Annotated in this window: 17 protein-coding genes and 1 pseudogene; 9 read left to right on the forward strand and 9 right to left on the reverse strand. The window is 69.5% G+C overall.

The features are described 5' to 3' along the window. Nucleotides 1-362: 362 nt before the first annotated feature. Entirely contained in the window at nt 363-1,637 is a 1,275-nt protein-coding gene (locus ACFW2Y_RS00115) for a transcriptional regulator (protein WP_384871130.1), read from the forward strand. On the opposite strand, the gene ACFW2Y_RS00120 is transcribed toward ACFW2Y_RS00115, so the two are convergent. Next, nucleotides 1,618-2,277 carry an HAD family hydrolase gene (locus ACFW2Y_RS00120; protein WP_384871133.1) on the reverse strand — a complete coding sequence of 220 codons (660 nt, stop codon included), beginning with the start codon at nt 2,275-2,277 and terminating at the stop codon, nt 1,618-1,620. The genes ACFW2Y_RS00115 and ACFW2Y_RS00120 overlap by 20 nt on opposite strands. Nucleotides 2,278-2,526: 249 nt before the next feature. On the opposite strand from ACFW2Y_RS00120, the gene ACFW2Y_RS00125 reads away from it, so the two are divergent. Beyond that, nucleotides 2,527-4,224, forward strand: a complete 1,698-nt coding sequence (locus tag ACFW2Y_RS00125) for a PE-PGRS family protein (RefSeq protein ID WP_384871136.1) — start codon at nt 2,527-2,529, stop codon at nt 4,222-4,224. On the opposite strand, the gene ACFW2Y_RS00130 is transcribed toward ACFW2Y_RS00125, so the two are convergent. The 8 genes and pseudogenes from ACFW2Y_RS00130 to ACFW2Y_RS00165 all read right to left on the reverse strand — a co-directional run. After that, a complete protein-coding gene (locus tag ACFW2Y_RS00130; RefSeq protein ID WP_384871139.1) occupies nt 4,154-4,996 on the reverse strand; it encodes a PE-PGRS family protein in 843 nt (280 codons plus the stop codon). The two genes, ACFW2Y_RS00125 and ACFW2Y_RS00130, sit on opposite strands and share 71 nt — an antisense overlap. A 685-nt stretch (nt 4,997-5,681) precedes the next feature. Then, the gene (locus ACFW2Y_RS00135) at nt 5,682-6,923 is read right to left on the reverse strand and encodes an IS701 family transposase (RefSeq protein WP_384871142.1); all 1,242 of its coding nucleotides are present in this window, start codon (nt 6,921-6,923) and stop codon (nt 5,682-5,684) included. Nucleotides 6,924-7,152: 229 nt separating this feature from the next. Continuing rightward, entirely contained in the window at nt 7,153-8,529 is a 1,377-nt protein-coding gene (locus ACFW2Y_RS00140; RefSeq protein ID WP_384871145.1) for an IS1380 family transposase, read from the reverse strand. A gap of 245 nt (nt 8,530-8,774) precedes the next feature. Next, nucleotides 8,775-9,944, reverse strand: a complete 1,170-nt coding sequence (locus ACFW2Y_RS00145; protein WP_384871148.1) for a pyridoxal phosphate-dependent aminotransferase — start codon at nt 9,942-9,944, stop codon at nt 8,775-8,777. Between the two features lie 103 nt (nt 9,945-10,047). Further along, a complete protein-coding gene (locus ACFW2Y_RS00150) occupies nt 10,048-11,247 on the reverse strand; it encodes a hypothetical protein (RefSeq protein ID WP_384871150.1) in 1,200 nt (399 codons plus the stop codon). Then, on the reverse strand, nt 11,247-12,668 hold the full coding sequence (locus ACFW2Y_RS00155; protein WP_384871152.1) for an N-6 DNA methylase: 1,422 nt from the start codon (nt 12,666-12,668) through the stop codon (nt 11,247-11,249). The genes ACFW2Y_RS00150 and ACFW2Y_RS00155 overlap by 1 nt, the downstream gene beginning before the upstream one ends. Nucleotides 12,669-12,739: 71 nt before the next feature. Further along, nucleotides 12,740-12,931: a hypothetical protein gene (locus ACFW2Y_RS00160; RefSeq protein WP_384871155.1), complete on the reverse strand. Its 192-nt coding sequence runs from the start codon at nt 12,929-12,931 to the stop codon at nt 12,740-12,742. A 237-nt stretch (nt 12,932-13,168) separates the two neighbouring features. Next, nucleotides 13,169-13,921, reverse strand: a pseudogene (locus ACFW2Y_RS00165) (aminotransferase class I/II-fold pyridoxal phosphate-dependent enzyme); the annotation flags it as partial. A 117-nt stretch (nt 13,922-14,038) separates the two neighbouring features. On the opposite strand from ACFW2Y_RS00165, the gene ACFW2Y_RS00170 reads away from it, so the two are divergent. The 7 genes from ACFW2Y_RS00170 (at nt 14,039) to fbaA (ending at nt 20,704) form a co-directional block, all read left to right on the forward strand. Then, nucleotides 14,039-14,380, forward strand: coding sequence for a hypothetical protein (locus tag ACFW2Y_RS00170; RefSeq protein WP_384871157.1), 342 nt, complete (start codon nt 14,039-14,041; stop codon nt 14,378-14,380). 278 nt (nt 14,381-14,658) lie between these two features. After that, nucleotides 14,659-15,177, forward strand: a complete 519-nt coding sequence (locus ACFW2Y_RS00175) for a DUF2617 family protein (RefSeq protein ID WP_384871160.1) — start codon at nt 14,659-14,661, stop codon at nt 15,175-15,177. Nucleotides 15,178-15,252: 75 nt separating this feature from the next. After that, a complete protein-coding gene (locus ACFW2Y_RS00180; RefSeq protein ID WP_384871163.1) occupies nt 15,253-17,043 on the forward strand; it encodes a spermidine synthase in 1,791 nt (596 codons plus the stop codon). 66 nt (nt 17,044-17,109) lie between these two features. Next, nucleotides 17,110-17,919 (forward strand): SRPBCC domain-containing protein, encoded by an 810-nt coding sequence (locus tag ACFW2Y_RS00185; RefSeq protein WP_384871166.1) that lies wholly within the window; start codon nt 17,110-17,112, stop codon nt 17,917-17,919. A gap of 165 nt (nt 17,920-18,084) precedes the next feature. Beyond that, nucleotides 18,085-18,909 carry an aldose 1-epimerase gene (locus tag ACFW2Y_RS00190; RefSeq protein ID WP_384871344.1) on the forward strand — a complete coding sequence of 275 codons (825 nt, stop codon included), beginning with the start codon at nt 18,085-18,087 and terminating at the stop codon, nt 18,907-18,909. A gap of 10 nt (nt 18,910-18,919) precedes the next feature. Then, nucleotides 18,920-19,459: an orotate phosphoribosyltransferase gene (gene pyrE / locus ACFW2Y_RS00195; RefSeq protein WP_015034616.1), complete on the forward strand. Its 540-nt coding sequence runs from the start codon at nt 18,920-18,922 to the stop codon at nt 19,457-19,459. Nucleotides 19,460-19,681: 222 nt separating this feature from the next. After that, nucleotides 19,682-20,704 carry a class II fructose-bisphosphate aldolase gene (gene fbaA, locus ACFW2Y_RS00200; RefSeq protein ID WP_030206146.1) on the forward strand — a complete coding sequence of 341 codons (1,023 nt, stop codon included), beginning with the start codon at nt 19,682-19,684 and terminating at the stop codon, nt 20,702-20,704. The last annotated feature ends 64 nt before the right edge of the window (nt 20,705-20,768 follow it).

The raw sequence follows: 20,768 nt of genomic DNA on the forward strand, positions 1-20,768 counted from the left end.
CTGCTCGGACCTGTTCCGAGGCAGACCGGACGTTGATCGCCGCGACGGAGGTCGCCGCTTGCCCACCACAGGACTGCTGGTCAAGCCGCCTCGGTGTTCCGGACGTACTCGCCCCCTGCTCTCGACGAGCGGAGGTGGCCGGCCCCCTTCACAGCAAGGCGGTCAGCGCCGAGGCGTGACGCGACCGATGTCCTCGGTCCGTGGGCGCCATATTCCTGGACCTTCAGGTCCTATTCGAGGACTCTGATGGGACATCAAGAGGACTTTGACAGGACTCAGTTACTCCCCCGTGGATGATTTTGCGCCGTGGTGGGGACATCGCATGTCACTCTCTGAGTGAGACTTCGTCCCGGAGGAGGACCATGCCCCGTCCCGCAGGCAACACCCGGCTCAAGTCCGCCCGCCTGGCGGCCGGATACAACTCACAACAGGCTCTGGCCGACGCCATCACCAAGACGGCGCCCAAGCTGGGCATCAGGGGGCTCGCTGTCGGCGTGCGTCAGATCCGACGCTGGGAGTCCGCCACACCACCCTGGCCGCAACCAGACGTCCACCGAGTCCTGACCCACCTTCTGGGCCAGAGCATGGAGGACCTGGGATTCACCCCACCTTGGGAAGCTGATCGCCGCCACGTGGGCTCGACGGTGCGCAACACCCCACGTGCCCCTCTGATGGAAGCGCGGCTCGCCAGCGTCCCCGCTCAGGCCGGCCCCGCAACGCAGCCAGTCACAGTGGGCAGGGACTTCGAGGCCGTCACTCGCTCTCACCGGCACCTCTACTGGTCGGTCGCTCCTGCCGCACTGCACCCTGCCGTGTTGGAGCACACCCGTCTGGGATGCGCTCTCCTGCCAGAGACGGCGAACCCCGCTCGCCAGACCGTCGCCGGCGCCCTCGCCGAGTCCTATCTACTGGCCGGGCGCATCGAGTTCTTCGACCTACGCCAGCCCGAGCAAGCCTCGGAAACCCTCTTGCGTGGCCTGCAAGCGGCGGGCGAAGCCGATGACCCTCTCCTGGGATCGGCCATCCTCGCGCACATGGCCTTCATCCCCGGCTGGACCGATGACCGAGAAGGGGCGATCGAGCGGATGATGGCTGCCCGCACCTACGCTCGACGCGGAGACGCCTCCGCGGAGCTCTGGGCGTGGCTGGATGCGGTCGAGGCGGAATGCGAGACCCGCTGCGGCGACCCTCGCGCCGCTCTCCGCCTGATCAGACACGCCGAGGACGTCCTTTCCTCAGGCTCCGATCACCCCACCCCCGAGTGGCTGGACTGGTTCAGCCCCGTGCGCCTGTCCGCGTTCAAAGGGAACACGCAGCTGAAGGCCGGCCACCTGCCGCAGGCCCGCCAGACCCTTCAGGAGGTTCTCGACGACCTGCCACCCGAGTCGGACAAGCAGCGCACGGTCGTCCTCGGCGATCTCGCCGCGGTCGAAGCCGCGGACGGCCACCCAGAGGCGGCGTGCCAATACGCCGTGCAGGCCCTCGACCAGCTCGCCATCACCTGGTACGCCACGGGCATGGAGCGCGTCCGCGAGGTCCGACGCACGCTCGCCCCGTGGCAGAGCGAGCAGTGCGTCCGAGACCTCGACGATCGTCTCTACGACTGGGGAACGACTGTCAGCGCTCTCCAGCGTTGAATTTGGCAATCTTCTCGGGCAGCTCCGCGAGCGAGTCGATGCGCATCGTGGTGATCGAGTCCGCATCCGGGTCACGCTGCTGAATCGTGCCCCAGGGCCCACGCCGAATCAGAGCGGTCAGGAGCCCGGCCTGCACGGCTGGGCGGATGTCGTTGTCGAGCCGGTCGCCGACGTACAGGATCTCGCCCGGCTCGGCAGGCGTCGCATCGATGACGTGCTCGAAGAACTTCACGTCCGGCTTCGACGCGCCCCAGTCGTCACTGGTGGCGATCAGGTCGGACGGAAGGTCCAGCCCGCGGAGCAGGCCGCCCGCACGCACGGTCTGGTTCCCGGCGATGCCCACCCACAGGCCGGCCTCTCGCAGCGCGGCCAGCGTGGGGCGCACGTCGGAGTAGAGGTCGTCCTCGCCGAACCATTCCGGCTTCCCGGCCGCCGCGCGCTTCTCGCGCTCTTCGGTCAAGTCGAACCCCGGACGGAACTCCTGGAAGGTCTCGCGGTAGTCGCGCCCCTGCGCGATGACCGCCCCGAACATGGCCGCGAAGGTATGCCGCGGCACCCCCAGCCAGTCCGCCCAGGTCCCGTACTCCCGGGTCTCGTCGACAAGACACTCACCCACGTCGAACACCACCGCACGAATCATGCTCCGCAGGTTAGACGGTGCAGCGCCTGGAGTAGACAGCCCTGTCGGACTGCGGCTGAATATCAACCACGCCCCTGACCGCAGGCGCCGTGAGCGCCCTCGGATCGTTCAAGAGCAGCGCCCACCCAAGCTGGGCAGAGGCCCGCTCGATCCGCTCGCCGTCGATGTCGTGTCCGCTCCGGCAGGCGAACGCGGGAACCTCACCGTTCCGCTTGTGTGCCGCTTGGTGGGACCGGTACGACGGTCACCATGTACCGATGGTCGCCGCTCAACGATCGACAGCTGGCCCTGCTCACTCGCATCGGAAAGGGAACGGATCCCGTTACTTCAGCCAGCCCGGAACTCGCTCACACCGCCCGTGCCCTCAAGGGCCGGGGCCTCATCACCATGCCCAGGCATGGTGGGAAGTGGCAGGCGGGGATCACCGATGACGGTCGCTTCTACCTGGAACACGGCCACCATCCGGACCGGCCCGAGCCGGCCCCGCGCAAGCAGCGGCTGGTAGCCGCCGAGTCGAAGCCGGAGGCTGCGGCACCTCTCCGTCGGCGGGCAACGCCCCCGCCCGAGGCGAAGGCGGCGCCAGCGCGCCCTGCGAAGCCGCCACGGCAGTCACCAGCGGAGATCGGCGCGGCCTTGATCGCGGAGGTGCAGAAGGCCGGCCGATTCCTTCGGATCCCGGATCCGAGTGCCGAAGAGCGGGCCCGCTATCGCCGGGCGTTCGACGCCGCGCGGCAGTGTGCCCCGGACGGCTTACACCTGAAGTACAGCGGGCGGGCAAAGGGAGACTTCTTCCTCGGCCTGCTCCGGGTGACGGGCGAGGACGACACCGAGTGGAACCGGATCCGCCTGGCACGCAGCCGTGTGATCACAGACGTCGAGGACGTGATCGCGGCGGTCACCGCGGACCACAGCGCCTTCGAGATCTCGGACGAGGTACTGCCACGGGTGCTTTCTCTCCTTCGGCTCCTCGCCGAGCAGGCCCTCGCGAGGCACGGCGATATCGCGGTGTCGAAGAAGCGTAGGCAGGTGCGGCCGCTGCTCACGGTCCATGGCAGGACGTACGAGATCAGCTTCAAGGAACGGCAGAAGCAGGTCCGGTACGTGCCCACGCAGCCGGGCCGGCGGACGTACGACTGGCAGCGGGTCACCCCGGCCCACCGGCTCGAACCGTCCGGCGAGCTGGAGCTGCAGGTGGCCCAGCAATCGGGGTACAGCTACGGCTACCGCTACGACTGGACGAAGGAATGGTCCGACGCCGCCAAGAAGCCGTTGGAGGACCAGATCGATGCCGTCCTTCGAGCACTGAAGGCCCGCGCGGAGGAAGAGGAGCAGGCCCGGCTGGCGCGGGAGGCGGAGCAACAGCGTCAGCGTGAGGAGCGAGAGCGGCAGGAGCAGGAACGCCGCCTGCGAGAGGCCCAGGAAGAAGAGGAGCACCGCCGGCGGAAGGCAGAGAAGAAGGAGCGCACGCGGCGAGAATGGGAAGCGGCGGTCAGCGTCGCGACGATCAAGGCAGTGGACGCCGTACGGGTCGACCGGTTCGGCACCGCTCTGGCCCAGTGGCGAACCGCAGGAGAAATGCGGGCCTTCTGCGCCGCACTCGATGAGGCCGCCTCCGCCTCGGACGACGCCCACGAGGCCGGACGACTGCGCGAGTGGTCTACGTGGGGGAAGGCGGAGGCTGACCGGATCGACCCGACCGTGGCCGGCAGGAGCCTGACCGGCCACAGCCTCCACGCGGAACCCACGGGTGACCAGCTAAGGCCCTTCCTCGACGGCTGGCACCCGCAGCGGCCAGAGAAAGAGAAGCCTCCAAAGCAGGATGAGCCCAAGGCGGAGGCCGAACCGCCCAAGCCGGAGCCGGAGCGGTGGCACGGCTTCACCGACGAACGTCTGGACCAAGGCTGGAGATATGGACCCCAAGGTCGCGCTCAATGGTGGAGGCGATGACGCCGTGCCCGCGGTCGCGTAGGGCCTTCACCGATTTCTCCACGAGCTTCCCGAGCCGGACGACCTCCTCGCGCAGGGCGACCAGCTCGTCGTAGCGCTCGGCCTTGTCCTGACCGCACCACTCCCGGACGGTCCGCAGGACGGCCGCTTCCGCGTCCAGCTTGCGGTCGTCCCGGCGGCTGTAGGAGTACCAGGAAGACTGCATGCGCTCCTGATCGATGGCCTGCTGCCTGCGGTCCACCTCCGGCAGGATGTCCTCGGCAAGGCGGTCGGCCACGAGGCGCGCGATGCGCTCGGTGACCGGCCACCCGGCCAGACACATGCCGTGGCGGTTCTCGTAGACCATCGGGCCGCCTCGCAGGTCCGCGGGATCCATGCCGACAAGGGGAGCGCTGCCGTCGAGACTGCCCATCTCCAGGATCCCTGCGTCCGCGACACTGCGCCGCAGTCGCAGCTTGCTCTTCGGGCGGACGAACCCGAGGATCAACCGTGCGGCCTCGAAGTCGGCGCCTCCCCGCACGTGCCGCGACGCCTTGGCCAGAGCGAGCTCGCTCGCGTCATCCGCACGAAACGCCGCGACGTCCTCCCAGCGCCCCACGAGGGAAGTCGCGTCGACCCACTCCTGCAGTCCGGCGTCGTCACCGTCGAGGAACCGCACGTGGAGCCAATCAGCCCGGCCACGACCACCTACCCGTACGACCTCGACCCGACGAACCGGGCCGCCCAACTCCTTCGGCCTCGCCCGGTAGGCCCAATGCTCACCCATCTCCATGGGTCCATTGAGCCAGGTCTGCTGATCCCCTCGCCCGGCGATCGCCGAAACCACCGGGAGGAAGTGAGCGGCACCGGAGGTTCTCGCGGAGTCGATCTGGTCTCATTCGCCCCCGTCCAGACAGGGCCCCGAAGCTCCGTCGCAGGTCAAGACGCCCAAGACCCCTGCTGGACCCCGTACGAACATTTGGAAAGCGTGATGCTGTCGGGAAGAGCGCCGTTCTTCGTTCGGGATACCGCCTTCCGTGAAGACGCCTCCAAGATCCTCACCGCACATGGGCCGGCCCCAACGAACGACCGCTGGCCCTCCTCGTCCACAGCTGACCTGCATCGGTCTGCGCTCAGATGAGTTTGTAGTCACCTTGCCGCCGGTACCCTGGCTGCACACTTCGAAGCAACGTGATCGCGCCGTGGCGCGGAGGAGAAAAACTGCAACATGTACTACAGCCGGAGATCTTGAGGGTCAGTGATCGGTGGGATCGGCTGATGGTTGGCCCAGGCTCGTAGGTGGTGTGGGAGAGGGTCGCCGCGGCGGCGGTAGTGGCTGACGAGGGCGCGGGTCTGGTGGAGTCGGCGCCAGAAGTCGCAGACCAGGACGGTCTCGACGGGATGGTGGGGGTTGAGGTGGGTGGCGGCGAGGCAGTGCCGGATGGCGTGGGCCGAGGGCCGCAGGAGCGGTCCGGGGATCAGCCGGTGGCCTCGCTCTCGGCCGTGACAGGGACTTTTCCCGGGGTGCCATCGTGGTCCGGATCGGCTTCGGCTTCGGGGAAGGCGGCGCGCTGGGCGGCGAGGAAGGCGGTGGCGAGCATGCAGGAGGTGACGTGCCGGTGCCAGGGCGTCCACTTGCGGACCTGGTACCGCGCGAGGCCGACGAGCTGTTTGTTGATCTCGTTGTCCTCCTCGATCTGCCAGCGGCCGCCGGCCCGGGCGATGATGTCGCTGATGGTGGTGTCGGCGGGCGCGTGGATCAGGAAGTAGGCGACCTCGCGGTGGAGTTCGCCGTCCTTGCCCCGCCGGTTGGGGTGGAGAGATCTGCGCAGGAGAAGCCAGCGGGAGAAGCCCTCGGCCGGTTCCTCCTCCTTGACCTCGACGGCGAACGCGGTCCAGTCGTAGAGCCGTTCGCCCTTGGCGCCGAAGCCGCAGGGGCGGCGTTCCCACTGGTCGCGGACGCGGGCGTAGTGAAGGAGGTCGTCGGCGCGTTTCACGGCCGGGTGGCGGAGCTTGCCCGGCGGGCCGTCCAGGGGGAGATCGGCCGGGACGCCGAACACGTAGGGCAGGGCCCTGTCGTGGCAGAAGACCCGTAATTGCGGGTCGCGTCCGTAGCCGGCATCGGCCAGCACCCAGGAGAAGGCGACCTCGGCGGCCAGGGCGTCCTTGAGCATGGCGATGGCCAGTTCGGGCTTGGTGGCGAAGGACACCTCGTCGGGGATGCCGGCCGTCCGGCAGCGCTCCCGGTCGGACGTCCATTCCTCGGGCAGGTAGAGGCGGCGGTCGATGAAGGCGTGCCCGGTCGGGGTGGCATAGGTGAGCATGACCATGGTCTGGCAGTTGCGCACATCCCCCGTCAGGCCGCAGTGCTGGAAGGAGACCCCGACCGATCTGGTGCCCTTCTTCTGGGCCTGGGTGTCGTCGATGACCAGCGACGCCTCCGCCTCGCCCAGGTGTTCCACCACGTAATCGCGGACCGCGTCACGCAGCAGGTCCGCGTCCCACACCGACCCGTTCAGCAGCCACTGCATCCGGTCTGCGGTCGCGTGCCCGGCCCGCTCCGCGAGCGTCCAGCCGTTCTTCCTCGGCAGCTCAGCCAGAAGCCCCTCGATGAACTGCGCGAACACCACCCTCGGCTCAGGCCGATTGAAGAGATGCCCCAACGAGCCCGTCAGCTCCGCCAGTTCGTCACGCCACTCGGCTATCAGCTCAGCCGTCACACCCTGCATCATGTCCGGTCAACGACGACACCCAGGCAACGTCACAAGATCTCCGGCTGCAGTACTAGCCTCGATCTTTCGTGACGGTCCGTCGGCTTCTTCGGCGGGCCGTTTCGGTTGTTCGGGTCGGTGGCGGGCGCGCTGATGGCCCGGCTGTCGCGTCGGGTGGGCGTCGGGTTCCACGGCTCCGGTCGGGGTGATACTGCTCGCAGGGACGGGAACGTGCTGGTCAGCCGGGATTTGGGAGAGCTTCGAGCCGCGCCAGCGCGTCGGTGATCACGTCGGTCCAGGGCCAGTGGCGTGCGAATCTCAGGTGCCGGCGGCGGGCGGTCGTGACGATCTGGGCGGCGGCGGAGAGAAGGCGGAACCGGAGACGGCGGGGCTCCCACCTGCGGATTTCGCCGGTCAGAGCGAGCATCGGCATCCAGGCCAGCAGGTCCATGGCGAGCTGGACGATCTCCAGCCAGATCTGGTTCTGCGCGGTGTCGTGCAGGGGCAGGTTGCGCAGGCCGGTGGCCCGCGCGGCCCGGATGCGGTCCTCGGCCCGTGCCCGCTGGCGGTGCCGCAGCTCCAGTGCCGCGATCGGCATGTCGGTGGTGTTGGTGGCGAAGCAGGTCAGCCGCAGTCCGTCGGCGTCGGTGATCCGCAACTGGGCGCCGGGATGGGGCCGTTCCTTCCGCACGATCAGCCGCATTCCCTTCGGGCAGCCCTTGAGGCAGCCGCCGGTGATCTCGGCGACCCACGCCCCGTCCCGGATCTCGCCGCCGGGCTCGATCGCTGCCGTCCAGGCCGGGGCGGGAACCTTGAGGACGGCCTGGTGAATCTGCTCAGTGATGGTCATGCCGACCGAGTACGACAGCCACCTGCCCCGCTGGGCGAGCCAGGCGACGAACTCATGAGTGCCGCCGCCGGAGTCGGTACGGATCAGCGTCCGGCGTCCGCGCCGGTGCTTCTTCGGTAGTTGCGCCAAGGCGAGCCCAGCCGTGGTGATGTGGTCGGCGGCGGTGTTGCTGCCTGCGTTGCCCGGTCTGAGCAGGCCGGCGACCGGCTCATCGCTCCCGCCGCTTCCGTGATCCACGAAGCCCATCAGGGGGTGGTGTCCGAAGGTCTTCTTCCAGGTCGCGGTGGCGTCCTGCTTCTCGGAGTGGGCCAGCACGAGCACCCCGTCCAGGTCCACGGTCACCTGCCCCGCGGCATCCGGCGCCGCAGTGCCGGCCAGTTTCCAGACGCGCTCACGCGCTTCGGCCCGAGCGGCCCTTATGGCGGACAGGGCCTTCGGCCCAGCTGCGGCGAGGGCGTCGACGAGCCGGGAGACCGTCGGGTCGGAGGCCACCGGCCCGAACACGCCGGGCTCGGCCCGCAGCGTCCCGACATCCGCGAGGCAGTCCCCGCCCATCGCGACCGCGAGGGCCACGTCCAGCAGGATCTTCCCCGGATCGTGCACCGCCCGCGGCCGCCGCCACGGCGCAAGCGCCGCCGATATCGCCTGGTCCAGCCCGGCCTTGCGGACCGTCTCGACCAGCAGCACGGCCCCGGCCTGGGACACCACCCCACGGCCACCGCCCTCGACGCGGACGCGTGGATAGGACCCGATACGCTTCTTCACCTGGGAAGTGCCTCCGACGGTGGCAGGAACAAGGACCTCGACAATCCTCATTCTTGCTGGTCAGAGGCGCTTCTCGCTTACCTGACCACCCGTCGGACAGCCCGCTTCATGAAAGCGCGAGGCTAGAGTCGTCGCGGCTTGTGGCAGGCGGTTTCCGCGTGGACGAGGGTTGTGGTCAGGGCAGTCCAAGCGGCGCGGTCCAGGTGCACGGTCAGGTTGATTGCAAAGTTGTCTGAAGAGCCAAGTCAGGAAGCCAACACTTGGAGGCGGGTGGTGGCCTCGGTGAGGACGTCGTCCTTCTTGCAGAAGGTGAAGCGGACTTGGATGCGGCCGGCGTCGGGGTCGTCGTAGAAGACGGAGTTTGGGATGGCGACGATGCCGCAGCGTTCCGGGAGGGCGCGGCAGAAGGCGTAGGCGTCCTTCTCGCCGAAGGAGGGGGGGATGTCGGTGGTGATGAAGTACGTGCCCTGGGGCTGGTAGACCTCGAACCCGGCCGCCCGCAGGCCGTCGCCGAGCAGGTCGCGCTTGCGTTGCAGGTCGGTGCGGAAGCCGTCGAAGTACGTGTTCGGCAGGCGGAGTGCTTCGGCGATCGCGTACTGGAAGGGGCCCGCGCTTACGTACGTCAGGTACTGCTTGGCGGTGCGGACAGCGGCGATGAGCGGGGCGTCCGCCATGGCCCAGCCAACCTTCCATCCGGTGAAGGAGAAGGTCTTGCCGGCGGAGGAGATGGAGACTGTGCGCTCGCGCATGCCGGGCAGGGCCGCGATGGGGTGGTGCGTGCCCTCGAAGACCAGGTGCTCGTATACCTCGTCCGTGACGACGAGCAGGTCGTGCTCGACGGCGAGCGCGGCGATGGCGCTCTGCTCGTCGGTGGTGAGGACCATGCCGGTCGGGTTGTGGGGGGTGTTGAGGAGCAGGAGGCGGGTCTGCGGGGTGATTTTGGTGCGCAGTTCGTCCAGGTCCGGGCGGAAGGACGGGGCGCGCAGGGTGAGCGGTACGCGCTTCGCGCCGGCCATGGCGATGCAGGCCGCGTAGGAGTCGTAGAAGGGCTCGAAGGCAATCACCTCGTCACCGGGCTCCAGCAGCGCGAGCATGGTCGCCGCGATCGCCTCCGTCGCCCCCGCGGTGACCAGGACTTCCGTGTCGGGGTCGAGGCTCAGGCCGTAGAAGCGGTGCTGGTGGTCGGCAATCGCCTGGCGGAGCTCCGGGATGCCCGGGCCCGGCGGGTACTGGTTGCCGCGGCCGTCGCGCAGCGCTCGTACGGCGGCCTCACGTACTGATTCCGGGCCGTCCGTGTCCGGGAAGCCCTGACCCAGGTTGATCGCGCCCGTCGCTGTCGCCAGGGCCGACATCTCCGCGAAGATCGTCGTCCCGAGCCCGTCCAGCCTGCGGTTTAGCAGTGGCCTGGTGTTCATCGCTCCACCGTTCTCACTCGGGTACCCATTGAGTCTGCAGGCCCCATCCTGACTCATCGAGGCCCTCCATCCCCAGTGGTGCCGGCAGACTGAGGCCCTGCTCCTACGGCTCTCGGAGCACACCGGCCTTCGCCGTGATGTCGCGCAGGAGAGCGTCCCGCAGTGCGTGCAACGTCGCGATCTTGGAGACGAGGAGTCGTGCCGTAGAATGCAGAGGCTCGACGACCCGGTGGAAGCCGGCGCGCGTGAAGTGATCCGGCCAGGTGAGGGCCAGGGATTTCAGGCGGAGGGCGGAGATCTCGCGGCGGTTCTGGCCCTGCGCGAGTTCCGCGATCGCCTTGCTCCGGCTTCTGAGCTCGTGGAGAAGCCACCACGCGTCCTCGTCGTCCAGGGGCCGCACGGCGACGACGCTTCTGAGGGGGGTCGCCGCCCGGCTGGACACGGCGATGTGCGCGCCGTCGGAGCGGGTGCTGAGCATGAAGGTGCCTGGAGGGTGTACCGCGCCGTCGCGCGCCGGCCCGGTCAGGCGGAACCGGTGGACGTGGGGCACGGGAAGGTCGTAGAGGTCCCTGGGTGCGATCACGTCGACGGTCGGATCCGCAGGTGCCGGTGGGAGTGAGCTTTCGGAACCGGTACCCGACTTCAGACGGGCGACCTTTGCCAGCGGTCGTGAGCCCCAGGGCGGACCTGAAGCCGCCACCGTGTTGTGGAGTGCGTCGGCCAGTTCCATTGTCTTGCGCGCGGTCAGCTGGTAGACGGCGGCCGTCTCCTCGATGAGGGTGAAGGCCCGGTGGTAGTGAGTGATGACGTCGGGCGGCGGCAGTGGGAACAGCATGCGACGGAGGGTGTCGAGGCTTACGGTCGGCTCGACGTGGGCCGTCACGTCCTCATCGATCCGGGCCTTCGCGGTGGGCGTCTGCAACCAGATGTGCAGCCACCGCACAAGGCGCGGCTCCGCGCGGATGATGCCGATCGACCGGGCTGCGGGCCACCCCGCGTGCTCGGAGGTGACCAGCGCGGAATCCCCCGCGCGTCTGACGAGTACGACCGCCAGGTCACCCTCCCTGAGGCTGGCTCGGGTACGTGGAGGTACACCCGAAACCCACTCGTTGGTCCGGGGAGAGAGGATCCTGCCGTCCCGGACGAAGGTCGAGCTGACCACTCCTGGGGTGCTCTCTGCGGTCTTGTCGTCGAGGAAGCCACAGGCTGTGTGGATGTTGTGGCCGAGTCGTTCGAGCCCGCGGAGAGAGACCGTCGGCCATGCCGACGTACCCGTGTCGGCCTGAGGCGTACCGGCTCCCATCAGATCTCCTCCAAGGCGTCCAGCAGTCGCAGTTCCAGGTCGTGCATGTGGGCCAGGTGATCGGTCAGCTCGAACTTGAGCCGCTCGATGTGGCTCCGCGTGTCCCGCTCCGGGCTCGGCGGTTCCACGGCGTACGAAGTCGGCATGAGGCTGTACTCGTGGCTCGTGATCTCCTTGGTGGAGCAGCTTTGGGACCAGCCGGGGACGTCGCTGTACGGCAACGCTGCGGCACCGCTCTCGGAGAGGCCCCGCCAGGCTGCGAGAGTGCTCAGGATTCGGGCCGTGTTCTCCTCGCCCAGCCGCCGTGACCTTGAGTCCGGGACCCGTTCGTAGGCGCGCCGCGCGTTGATGAACAGCACCTGGCCGCGACGGTCCGAGGAACCCCAGCCGGGTCGTGCGCGCTTGTCCTTGTTGAGCACCCACAGACAGGCTGTGGCCTTGGAGGGGCCGAACACGCGAGGCGGTAGCGCGATCACGCACTCGACGAGGTCGGCATGCAGTAGACGTTCGCGGAGTCTTCGGGGTGCGGATTGTCGGCTGGTGGCCATGCTGTCGGCCATCAGGAAGACGGCTCGTCCCGCCGGCGCCAGTGCATGCGCGATGTGCTGGATCCAGGCGGCGTTGGCGGAGCCCCGGGGCGGGGGTTCCTCCGGCCACCGCGGATCGGCGGCGGAGCGCAGTGGTCGGCCGTAGCCCGGTTCGGCGTCGCCCTCGGGCGCCCAGGCGGATTGGTTGAAGGGGAGGTTGGCCAGAACGATGTCGTGGCGCTCGGGTTCGGGCTGCGCGAGGCTGTTTCCGGGCGGGAAGATGCGGCCCCTGATGCCCCGAACCGCGAGGTTCATATGGGCCACCTGAGAAGAAGGGGCGTGCTGTTCCTTACCCTGCAGGAACATGGTCGGGTTGAGTCCGACACGCTCGTGGACGTAGCGATGGCTCTCGACCAGCAGACCACCTGAGCCGCAGACCGGGTCCAGCACGCTGTTCCCGTCCTGCGGGACCGCCGCGCCGACCATGAGGCGCGCCAGGTCGCCGGGTGTGAAGTAGTTGCTGCCGTCGGCCTGGGCCGCTGAGAGGTCTCGCAGACACTTGTCGAGCAGAGGGGAAACCTGTTCGGTGGAGCCGATGGCATGGATGAGAGCAGGCAGATGCCTGGTGGAGCTGGCTGGGAGTTCGGGCACAAGACGCATCGCTCCCGCGTCCGGGTCCTCGATGGAAGGGAGCCAGTGGGCCAGGCACTCGATCACGGCCCTGCGGACTTCCGAAGGATTTTCCGTAGCGCGATTGACCAACCACGCCCATGTCGGAACCCCGGGCCTGGCGGCGTCCCGCGGAATCCGGCTCAGGTACAGCAGGCCGAGGACGAGCCGGGCCGCCTCGGCCGAGTGCATGAACCGGGAGAGCTGCGTGAGCTGTTGGGACATCTGCTCAAGCGTCTGATCGGACGGGGAGGGGTGTCCGGTCCGCGCTGCGCGCCCTCGGGCCGTCGTGTCGCTCATGCGCCCACCACACCCAGGGCGGTCAGGACGACGATGAGGAGCGGCAGAGCGACGGCGAAGGTCTTGGCGCCCGACTTGACGACCTCGGTTCCCCGCCCCCCCTCCATGACGGCTACGAGGCTGCCCGCAAGGGCGGCTACGAGGGCTCCGAGGAGCGCGATCATCACGTACATCAATTTCAGCTGCACGTTCGGTTCCTTCCCGAGGTCGAGGGGTCTGCCAGCCGCGTGATCCCTGGCTGCAGGAAGGACAGTAGGAGAGGCAGGCCGTACGCCGCAGCGAGCACGTCGTTTGGGATTTTCCTAGGCGCACGGCCAAGATTCAAGCCCCTATGATGAAGTGCACGCAATTTGGGTTTCTTGATGACGCGGAAGCTGGGGCTTGGACGTCCAACGCGACCCGTATCCGTAATAGGTAGGTCAACAAGCCTTGACCCAGCCGACCTTCCAGCCGGTGAAGGAGAAGGTCTTGCCGGCCGAGGAGATGGTGACGGTGCGCTCGCGCATGCCGGGCAGGGTGGCGAGGGGGATGTGCTCGGCACCGTCGAAGACGAGGTGTTCGTAGACCTCGTCCGTGACGACCAGGAGGTCCCGTTCGACCGCGAGCTCGGCCACGGCGGTCAACTCGGCCCGGGTGAGGACCGTCCCGGTCGGGTTGTGCGGGGTGTTGAGCAGGATCAGTCGGGTCCGGTCGGTGACGGCGGCCCGCAGTTCGTCGAGGTCGAGGACGTAGGAGTCCCCGTGGGGGCGGAGGGTGACGGGGACGCGGGTGCCTCCGGCCATCGCGATGCAGGCGGCGTACGAGTCGTAGTACGGCTCCAGGGCGACGACCTCGTCGCCGGGCTCGACGAGGGCGAGCAGGGCGGCGGCGATGGCCTCGGTCGCGCCGGCGGTGACCAGGACCTCCGTGTCGGGGTCGTACCCCAGGTCGTAGAAGCGGCGCTGGTGGTCGGCGACCGCCCGGCGCAGTTCCGGGACGCCGGGGCCCGGCGGGTACTGGTTCCCGCGACCGTCGCGCAGGGCGCGGACCGCTGCTTCCCGGATCTGCTCGGGGCCGTCGGTGTCGGGGAAACCCTGGCCGAGGTTGATCGCCCCGGTCCTGGCGGCGAGCGCGGACATCTCCGCGAAGATCGTCGTTCCGAACTCGGCGAGGCGGCGATTGAGCAGCGGTCGTGTCATGTCCGCCATCCTGGGGCCAAGTCCGTCCGGGGCCAAGCTCTGGAGTTGCTCAAGTCTGCTTTGGTCGCGTGGGGGGCGGGGCAACCCATCCATACAGAAGAACGGGGGGTACCACCCATGAAAAACATCGGACTGGTCATCGCGGTGCTGGCCTTCGCGGGCCTGCTCTTCCACGTCCTGCGCCGGCACGGCCGCAAGCGGCCCGCCCTGCGGCCCGTCAGCCGCTCCGCCGTGCGGTCGGCCACGCGGGCCGCCGGCACGTCCGCCGCGCGGTCGGCAGGTCGGCCCGCCGCGCGGTCCACCCGTCGGTCCGTCAGTCGGGCCGGGGGGCGGGCGAGCAGCGGCGCCTGGATCGACGGCGGGAGCAGTTGCGGCGGAAGCAGCTCCTGCGGGTCGAGCAGCAGTTCCTGTGGTTCCAGCAGCAGTTCCTGTGGTTCCAGCTGTGGTGGTGGTTGCTGAGTCCTCGGCGTCCCGTGGTGGGCGGGACCAGTCGTTGGTGCGGACATGTCGATCGATTTCGATTGAACAAGTGAACTGTGGGGTCCCCGAAGGGGTTGGAAACCACGGCAAGTTGGGTAAAAACGCTGCGAGTCGCCCGGGGTCCGTGGTTCTCTCGCTCCTGACAGAGACAGCCCTCGGACCGTGTGTGGACCCGAGCCGGCGATCCCCCACTCCCGCAGAACCTTCTCCGGGGCGCCCCCGGCCCACCCGTCAAACCGTGTTTGCGGAGCCGACCCATGCTCACCACCCTGAAGACCTCCTACACCGATACGCGTGCGGCCGACCTGGCCTGGGCCCTCGGGCGCGATCCGCTGCCCGCGCTTGCCGTTCTCGACCTCGAACTCACCGGTGCCAAGCTGCAGTTGCGGCTTCTCGGCGCTTCCCATCAGGTCCTTCTGGAGGAAGGGGGGCGACACTGCTCGGAGACCGTGGCCTGCATGCCCGGAAGCAGCACCCCGCTCCCGCTCGGCGTGTCCAAGCGCGTCGGCGAATGGGAGTACGAATTCGCCGCGCACGTCGAGACCCTGTCGCAGGGTTCCTTCGCGGGGCGCGCACAGGAACTGCTCGCGCTCGTCGCCGACCATCCGCACGGGCTGGCCGGGACCTTCCCGGGCTCCCCGCACGCCTTCACGGCGATGCTGGCCCAGCGTCACGAGGGCCAGGTGCGCTGGCGCACCTGGCACGCCTACCCGCAGGAAGGGCAGTTGGTGGTGACCAGGACCCGGATCGGCGTGCGCATGCCCGCCACGCTCTGATGCGCCCTCTTGCACGCCCATGTGCACTCGTGTGGGTGACAAGGAGCGCACGGGTCGTGACGTAGCGTTACGGACATGATCGAGCCGACCGTGACCGTGCCGCCCGAGCGGGTCCGGCGGCCACCCGTGCGGCGGGCCGAGCGGTCGCGCGAGACGGTTCGCTTCTCGGTCCTCGCGGTCGTCTTCGTCTGTGCCGCCTGCGGCCTGGTCTACGAGCTCGAACTGGTCGCGCTCGCCTCGTACTTGATCGGCGATTCCGTCACCCAGGCATCCGTCGTGCTCTCCGTGATGGTGTTCGCGATGGGAGTGGGGTCGCTCCTGGCCAAGCGGCTGCGGTGCCGTGCCGCCGTCGGCTTCGGCCTGGTCGAGGCCGGGCTCGCGCTGGTCGGCGGCTGCTCGGCGATGGTGTTGTACGCGGCCTTCGCCTGGTTCGGCGAATCACGCTACGTGCTGGTGGCGTTCTCGCTCGCGATCGGGGTGCTCATCGGTGCGGAGATCCCCCTCCTGATGTCGCTCATACAGCGACCCGCCGGCCGGATCGACCCGTCCCGGCGTTCCGCCCGGTCCGGCGAGTCCGCCCGGTCCGCCCGGTTCCGTCTGTCGGGGCCCCGCGGCAGGGCGCGGCGCTTCCGCGGGGCAGGCCGGGGCCGGTCCGGACGCCCCCGCAGCAAGGCCTCGCCGGGGGAGCAGGACGACGCCGCCGGGACGGTCGCCGACCTCTTCGCCGCCGACTACGTCGGTGCCCTGGTCGGCGGTCTCGCCTTCCCCTTCCTGCTGCTGCCCTGGCTCGGCCAGCTCACCGGCGCGCTGGTCACCGGCGCGGTCAACGCGATCGCGGGCGGTGGCCTCGTCCTCTGGGTGTTCCGCCGCGACCTCACCCGCCGCTCCCGGTCGCTGCTCGTCGCGGTGAACGTGGCCGTGCTCGCCGTCCTCGGCACGGCCACCGTCCTCGTCGACCACTTCGAACAGGCCGCGCGCCGGGCCGTGTACGGGGAGCGGGTGCGCGTCGCCTTCCACACCGACTTCCAGGAAGTCGTGGTGACCGGGGGCGGCCAGGAGCTGCCCGACCTGTTCCTCGACGGGCGTCTGAGGGTCTCCGGCAGGGACGAGTACCGCTACCACGAGGCGCTCGTCCACCCCGCGATGAACGGCGCGCACGCACGCGTGCTGATCGTGGGCGGTGGCGACGGCATGGCCGCGCGTGAGGTCCTGCGCTACCCCGGAGTGCGCTCCGTCACCGTCGTCGAACTCGACCCGGGGGTCGTCCGCCTCGCCCGCACCGACCCGGCGCTCGCCGCGCTCAACGCACGGGCCTTTCGCGACCCGCGCGTCCGAGTGGTCCACGCGGACGCCTTCCACTGGTTGAGGGGCGCCGTCACACCTCTGCAGGAACGGTACGACGTGGTGGTCTCCGATCTGCCCGACCCGGGCATCACCCCCAGCGCCAAGCTCTACTCGGAGGAGTTCTACGGACTGGTGGCACGGGTCCTGGCCGACTCGGGACGGTTCGTCGTGCACGCCGGATCGGCCATCGACCGGCCGCGCACCTACTGGACCGTCGACGCCACCCTGCGCGCCGTCGGCTTCGCGACCCGCCCGTACAGCGCGAGCGGGCGCACCCCCGGCTTCGCCGCCGGACCCGATCGCGCCGACCGCGTCAGCGGCACCGGGCGCGGCCCGGGCGACTGGGGCTTCCTCCTCGCCGTGCGGGGCGACCGCCCGCCCGCCCTCGGCCTCGCCCCCGATGTGCCCCGGCTGCGTTCCCTCGACCCCGGCAGCCTGGAGGCTGCGGCACGCCGGGCCGAACGGACCCGTGGTGCCGCACCGCCCCCGTCGACCCTCGTGCACCCCCGGTACGGCGCCTGACCGGCGGGACACCCCCTGAGGACAAACAGGCGACTCCGTGCCCTCGCCTGAGTAGGCTCGGTTCCCATGGAGCATGAGGTGTTCGTTCCGGTCCCGTCCGAAGCCCTGCGCGTGACGCTCGCGGACCCGGCCCGCGTGGTGCGCTGCGTGCCCGGTCTCCAGCAGGACGCCGACATGGAGGCGGTCCCGCTCACGGGCCGGCTCAAGGTGCGGGTGGGCGGCAACACCATCACCTATCGGGGTGCCCTGCGGGTCGTCGAGCGGGACGGTGCCATCACCTACGAGGGCCAGGGCACCGAGGCCCGCGGCAAGGGGTCGGCCGAGCTGTCCCTCACCGTCGTCCTCACTCCGGTGGACGAGGGCACCAGCCTCAGCTTCACCGGTGCGCTCACGGCGGACGGCCGGCTTGCCGAGGCGACCGGGGAAGCGCGCTCCGCAGCGGCTGCCAAGCTGCTCGGCAAGTTCGTGGAGGCCTTGGCCGCACTGGCCGGAGAGCCGGTGGAACCGGACGCCGTCCGGGCCGGTGCGAGCGACGACGTCGACGACAAGGTCGACGACGGGGCAGAGGAGCCGACCGAGGAGGGCTCCGGGGCCGATGCCCCGGTACCGCCGCCCATCCTCGAACCGGTCCTCGACGAGGCTTCGATCGAGTTCCCCGCCCCCCAGCCCGCGGCCGAAGCCGCCCATGCCCGCCGGACCATGATCGGACGGAGCGCCGAGGAGGTCGACCACGCACCGCCGCGCGGCCGGTACGCCCCCGTGCCCGCCCCCGAGGCGATGAGCGCCGGCGCCACGCTGCGTTGGATCGCGCCGGCCGCAGCCCTCGCGCTCGCTTCCGCCGTCGTCGTCGGCCGAGCGCTGCGCCGCCGTCGCTGAACCGGTGGACCAGGGGCCGCCCCGGGGCCCGGGAAACTCCGCACTGACGGCCGTCGTACGACCCGGGCGCCTCCGCCGTCCAGGACGGCGTCGGGGCCTCCGCGCCCTCGTCGGCACGGTCGTCCCCGTTCCCGGTGCCGCACGATTAGGGTCGTGGGGGTGAGCATGCAGACGCGACTGACGGCGGGCGACGCCGAGTTGACCATCAACCCCGAGCACGGCTGCCGGATCGAGAGCCTGCGCATCGGCGGAACCGAAGTGCTGCGCCAGGGCGAACGGTACGGGGCCTTCCCCATGGCGCCCTGGTGCGGGCGGACCGAGAACGGCCGCTTCCGCAACGGCGCCACCACACACCGGCTTCCGATCAACGCGGCCCCGCACGCGATCCACGGCACCGTCCGCGAGCTCGCCTGGAAGACCGCCCGGAGCTCTGCGACCGAGGCCGTGTTCACCTGTGAGCTCGGGGACCCGTGGCCGTACCGGGGCATGGTCACCCAGGTCTTCGAGCTGGCCGAGGACTCCCTCACCCTCCGTTTCGGCGTCGAGACCCAGGGGGACTCCTTCCCGGCGCAGGCCGGTTGGCACCCCTGGTTCCTGCGCAACCTCGGCGGGGGCGGTCAGGACGTGCGGATCGATTTCACCCCCGCCTGGCAGGAGGAGCGCGGGGAGGACCACCTCCCCACCGGTCGTCGCGTCGACCCCTCCCCGAGCGCCCTGCTCCGCGCACGCGAGGGACATCCGGCTCCCGGCGCCTGGGACGACTGCTTCGGCATGCCCGACGGCGTCGACGTCACCCTCACCTGGCCGGGCGAACTGGAGCTGAAGGTCGCGAGCCGGGCCGAATGGGTCGTGATCTACGACGAGCCCGTCGAGGCCGTCTGCGTCGAACCGCAGTCCGGTCCGCCGAACGGGCTCAACACCCTGCCACGCCTGGTCACCCCGATCGACCCCCTGGAGGTCGAGAGCACCTGGACCTGGCGGCGGCTCTAAGCTGCTGGTCATGACTGACGTACGCGCTGAGCTGCTCCAGCAGATCAAGGACAAGGCCGTGGTGCACGGCAAGGTGACCCTCTCCTCGGGTCTGGAAGCCGACTACTACATCGACCTGCGTCGCATCACGCTGGACGGCGAGGCCGCGCCGATGGTCGGGCAGGTCATGCTCGACCTCACGGCCGACCTGGACTTCGACTGCGTCGGTGGGCTCACCCTCGGCGCCGACCCGGTCGCGACCTCGATGCTCCACGCCTCCGCCGCACGCGGACAGCGCCTCGACGCCTTCGTCGTGCGCAAGGCGCAGAAGGCACACGGAATGCAGCGCCGGATCGAGGGCACGGACGTCAAGGGCCGCCGCTGCCTGGTGGTCGAGGACACCTCCACCACCGGTGGCTCGCCGCTGACCGCGGTGGAGGCCGTCCGCGAGGCGGGCGGCGAGGTCGTGGCCGTGGCCACGATCGTGGACCGGGGCGCGGCCGACGCCATCGCCGGGGCGGGCCTCACCTACCTCACCGGTTACCAGCTGGCCGATCTCGACCTGGCGTAACCGCCGCGAAGTCGTGACTTAGGTCCCGGACCCCCAGCAAAACGGTCCTGACCTGCACCTTTGTCAAGGGGCGGGGGGTTTCACGTGAAACCCCCCGCCCCTTGTCGTGCCGTGACCGTGGGAGCCCGCACAAGAGTCTGGAAAGATGGGCCGCGACGATGACGTCGCCCCTAGGTCAGGGACAGCAACGCACACACCCCGCACATCACAAGGAGCGGACGAATGCCCATCGCAACCCCCGAGGTCTACAACGAGATGCTCGACCGGGCGAAGGCAGGCAAGTTCGCCTACCCGGCCATCAACGTGACCTCGTCCCAGACCCTGCACGCTGCCCTGCGCGGCTTCGCGGAGGCCGAGAGCGACGGCATCATCCAGATCTCGACCGGCGGTGCCGAGTTCCTGGGCGGTCAGTACAACAAGGACATGGTCACGGGCGCCGTCGCCCTGGCCGAGTTCGCACACATCGTCGCCGCGAAGTACGACATCACGGTCGCCCTCCACACCGACCACTGCCCGAAGGACAAGCTGGACGGCTACGTCCGTCCGCTGCTCGACATCTCCGCCGAGCGCGTCGCCCGCGGTGAGAACCCGCTGTTCCAGTCGCACATGTGGGACGGCTCCGCCGAGACCCTCGCCGACAACCTGGCCATCGGCCAGGAGCTGCTCGCGAAGGCCGCCGCCGCCAAGATCATCCTTGAGGTCGAGATCACCCCGACCGGCGGCGAGGAGGACGGCGTCAGCCACGAGATCAACGACGAGCTGTACACCACCGTCGACGACGCCATCCGCACCGCCGAGGCCCTCGGCCTGGGCGAGAAGGGCCGCTACCTGCTCGCCGCGTCCTTCGGCAATGTGCACGGCGTCTACAAGCCGGGCAACGTCGTGCTCCGCCCCGAGCTGCTCAAGGACCTCCAGGCCGGTGTCGCCGCGAAGTTCGGCAAGGCCGACCCGTTCGACTTCGTCTTCCACGGCGGCTCGGGCTCCACGGCCGAGGAGATCGCCACCGCGCTCGAGAACGGCGTCGTGAAGATGAACCTCGACACCGACACCCAGTACGCCTTCACCCGTCCGGTCGTGGACCACATGTTCCGCAACTACGACGGCGTCCTGAAGGTCGACGGCGAGGTCGGCAAGAAGTCCACCTACGACCCGCGCACCTGGGGCAAGCTGGCCGAGGCCGGCATGGCCGTCCGCGTGACCGAGGCGTGCGCCGCGCTGCGCTCGACCGGCACCAAGCTGAAGTAAGCACGGATCCGAAGGCACGTGTGAGCGATGGGCCCGGCACCTCCCGAGGTGCCGGGCCCCGTGC

Origin of the sequence: Streptomyces sp. NPDC058877 (assembly GCF_042742855.1) — a bacterium.
Classification (GTDB): domain Bacteria; phylum Actinomycetota; class Actinomycetes; order Streptomycetales; family Streptomycetaceae; genus Streptomyces.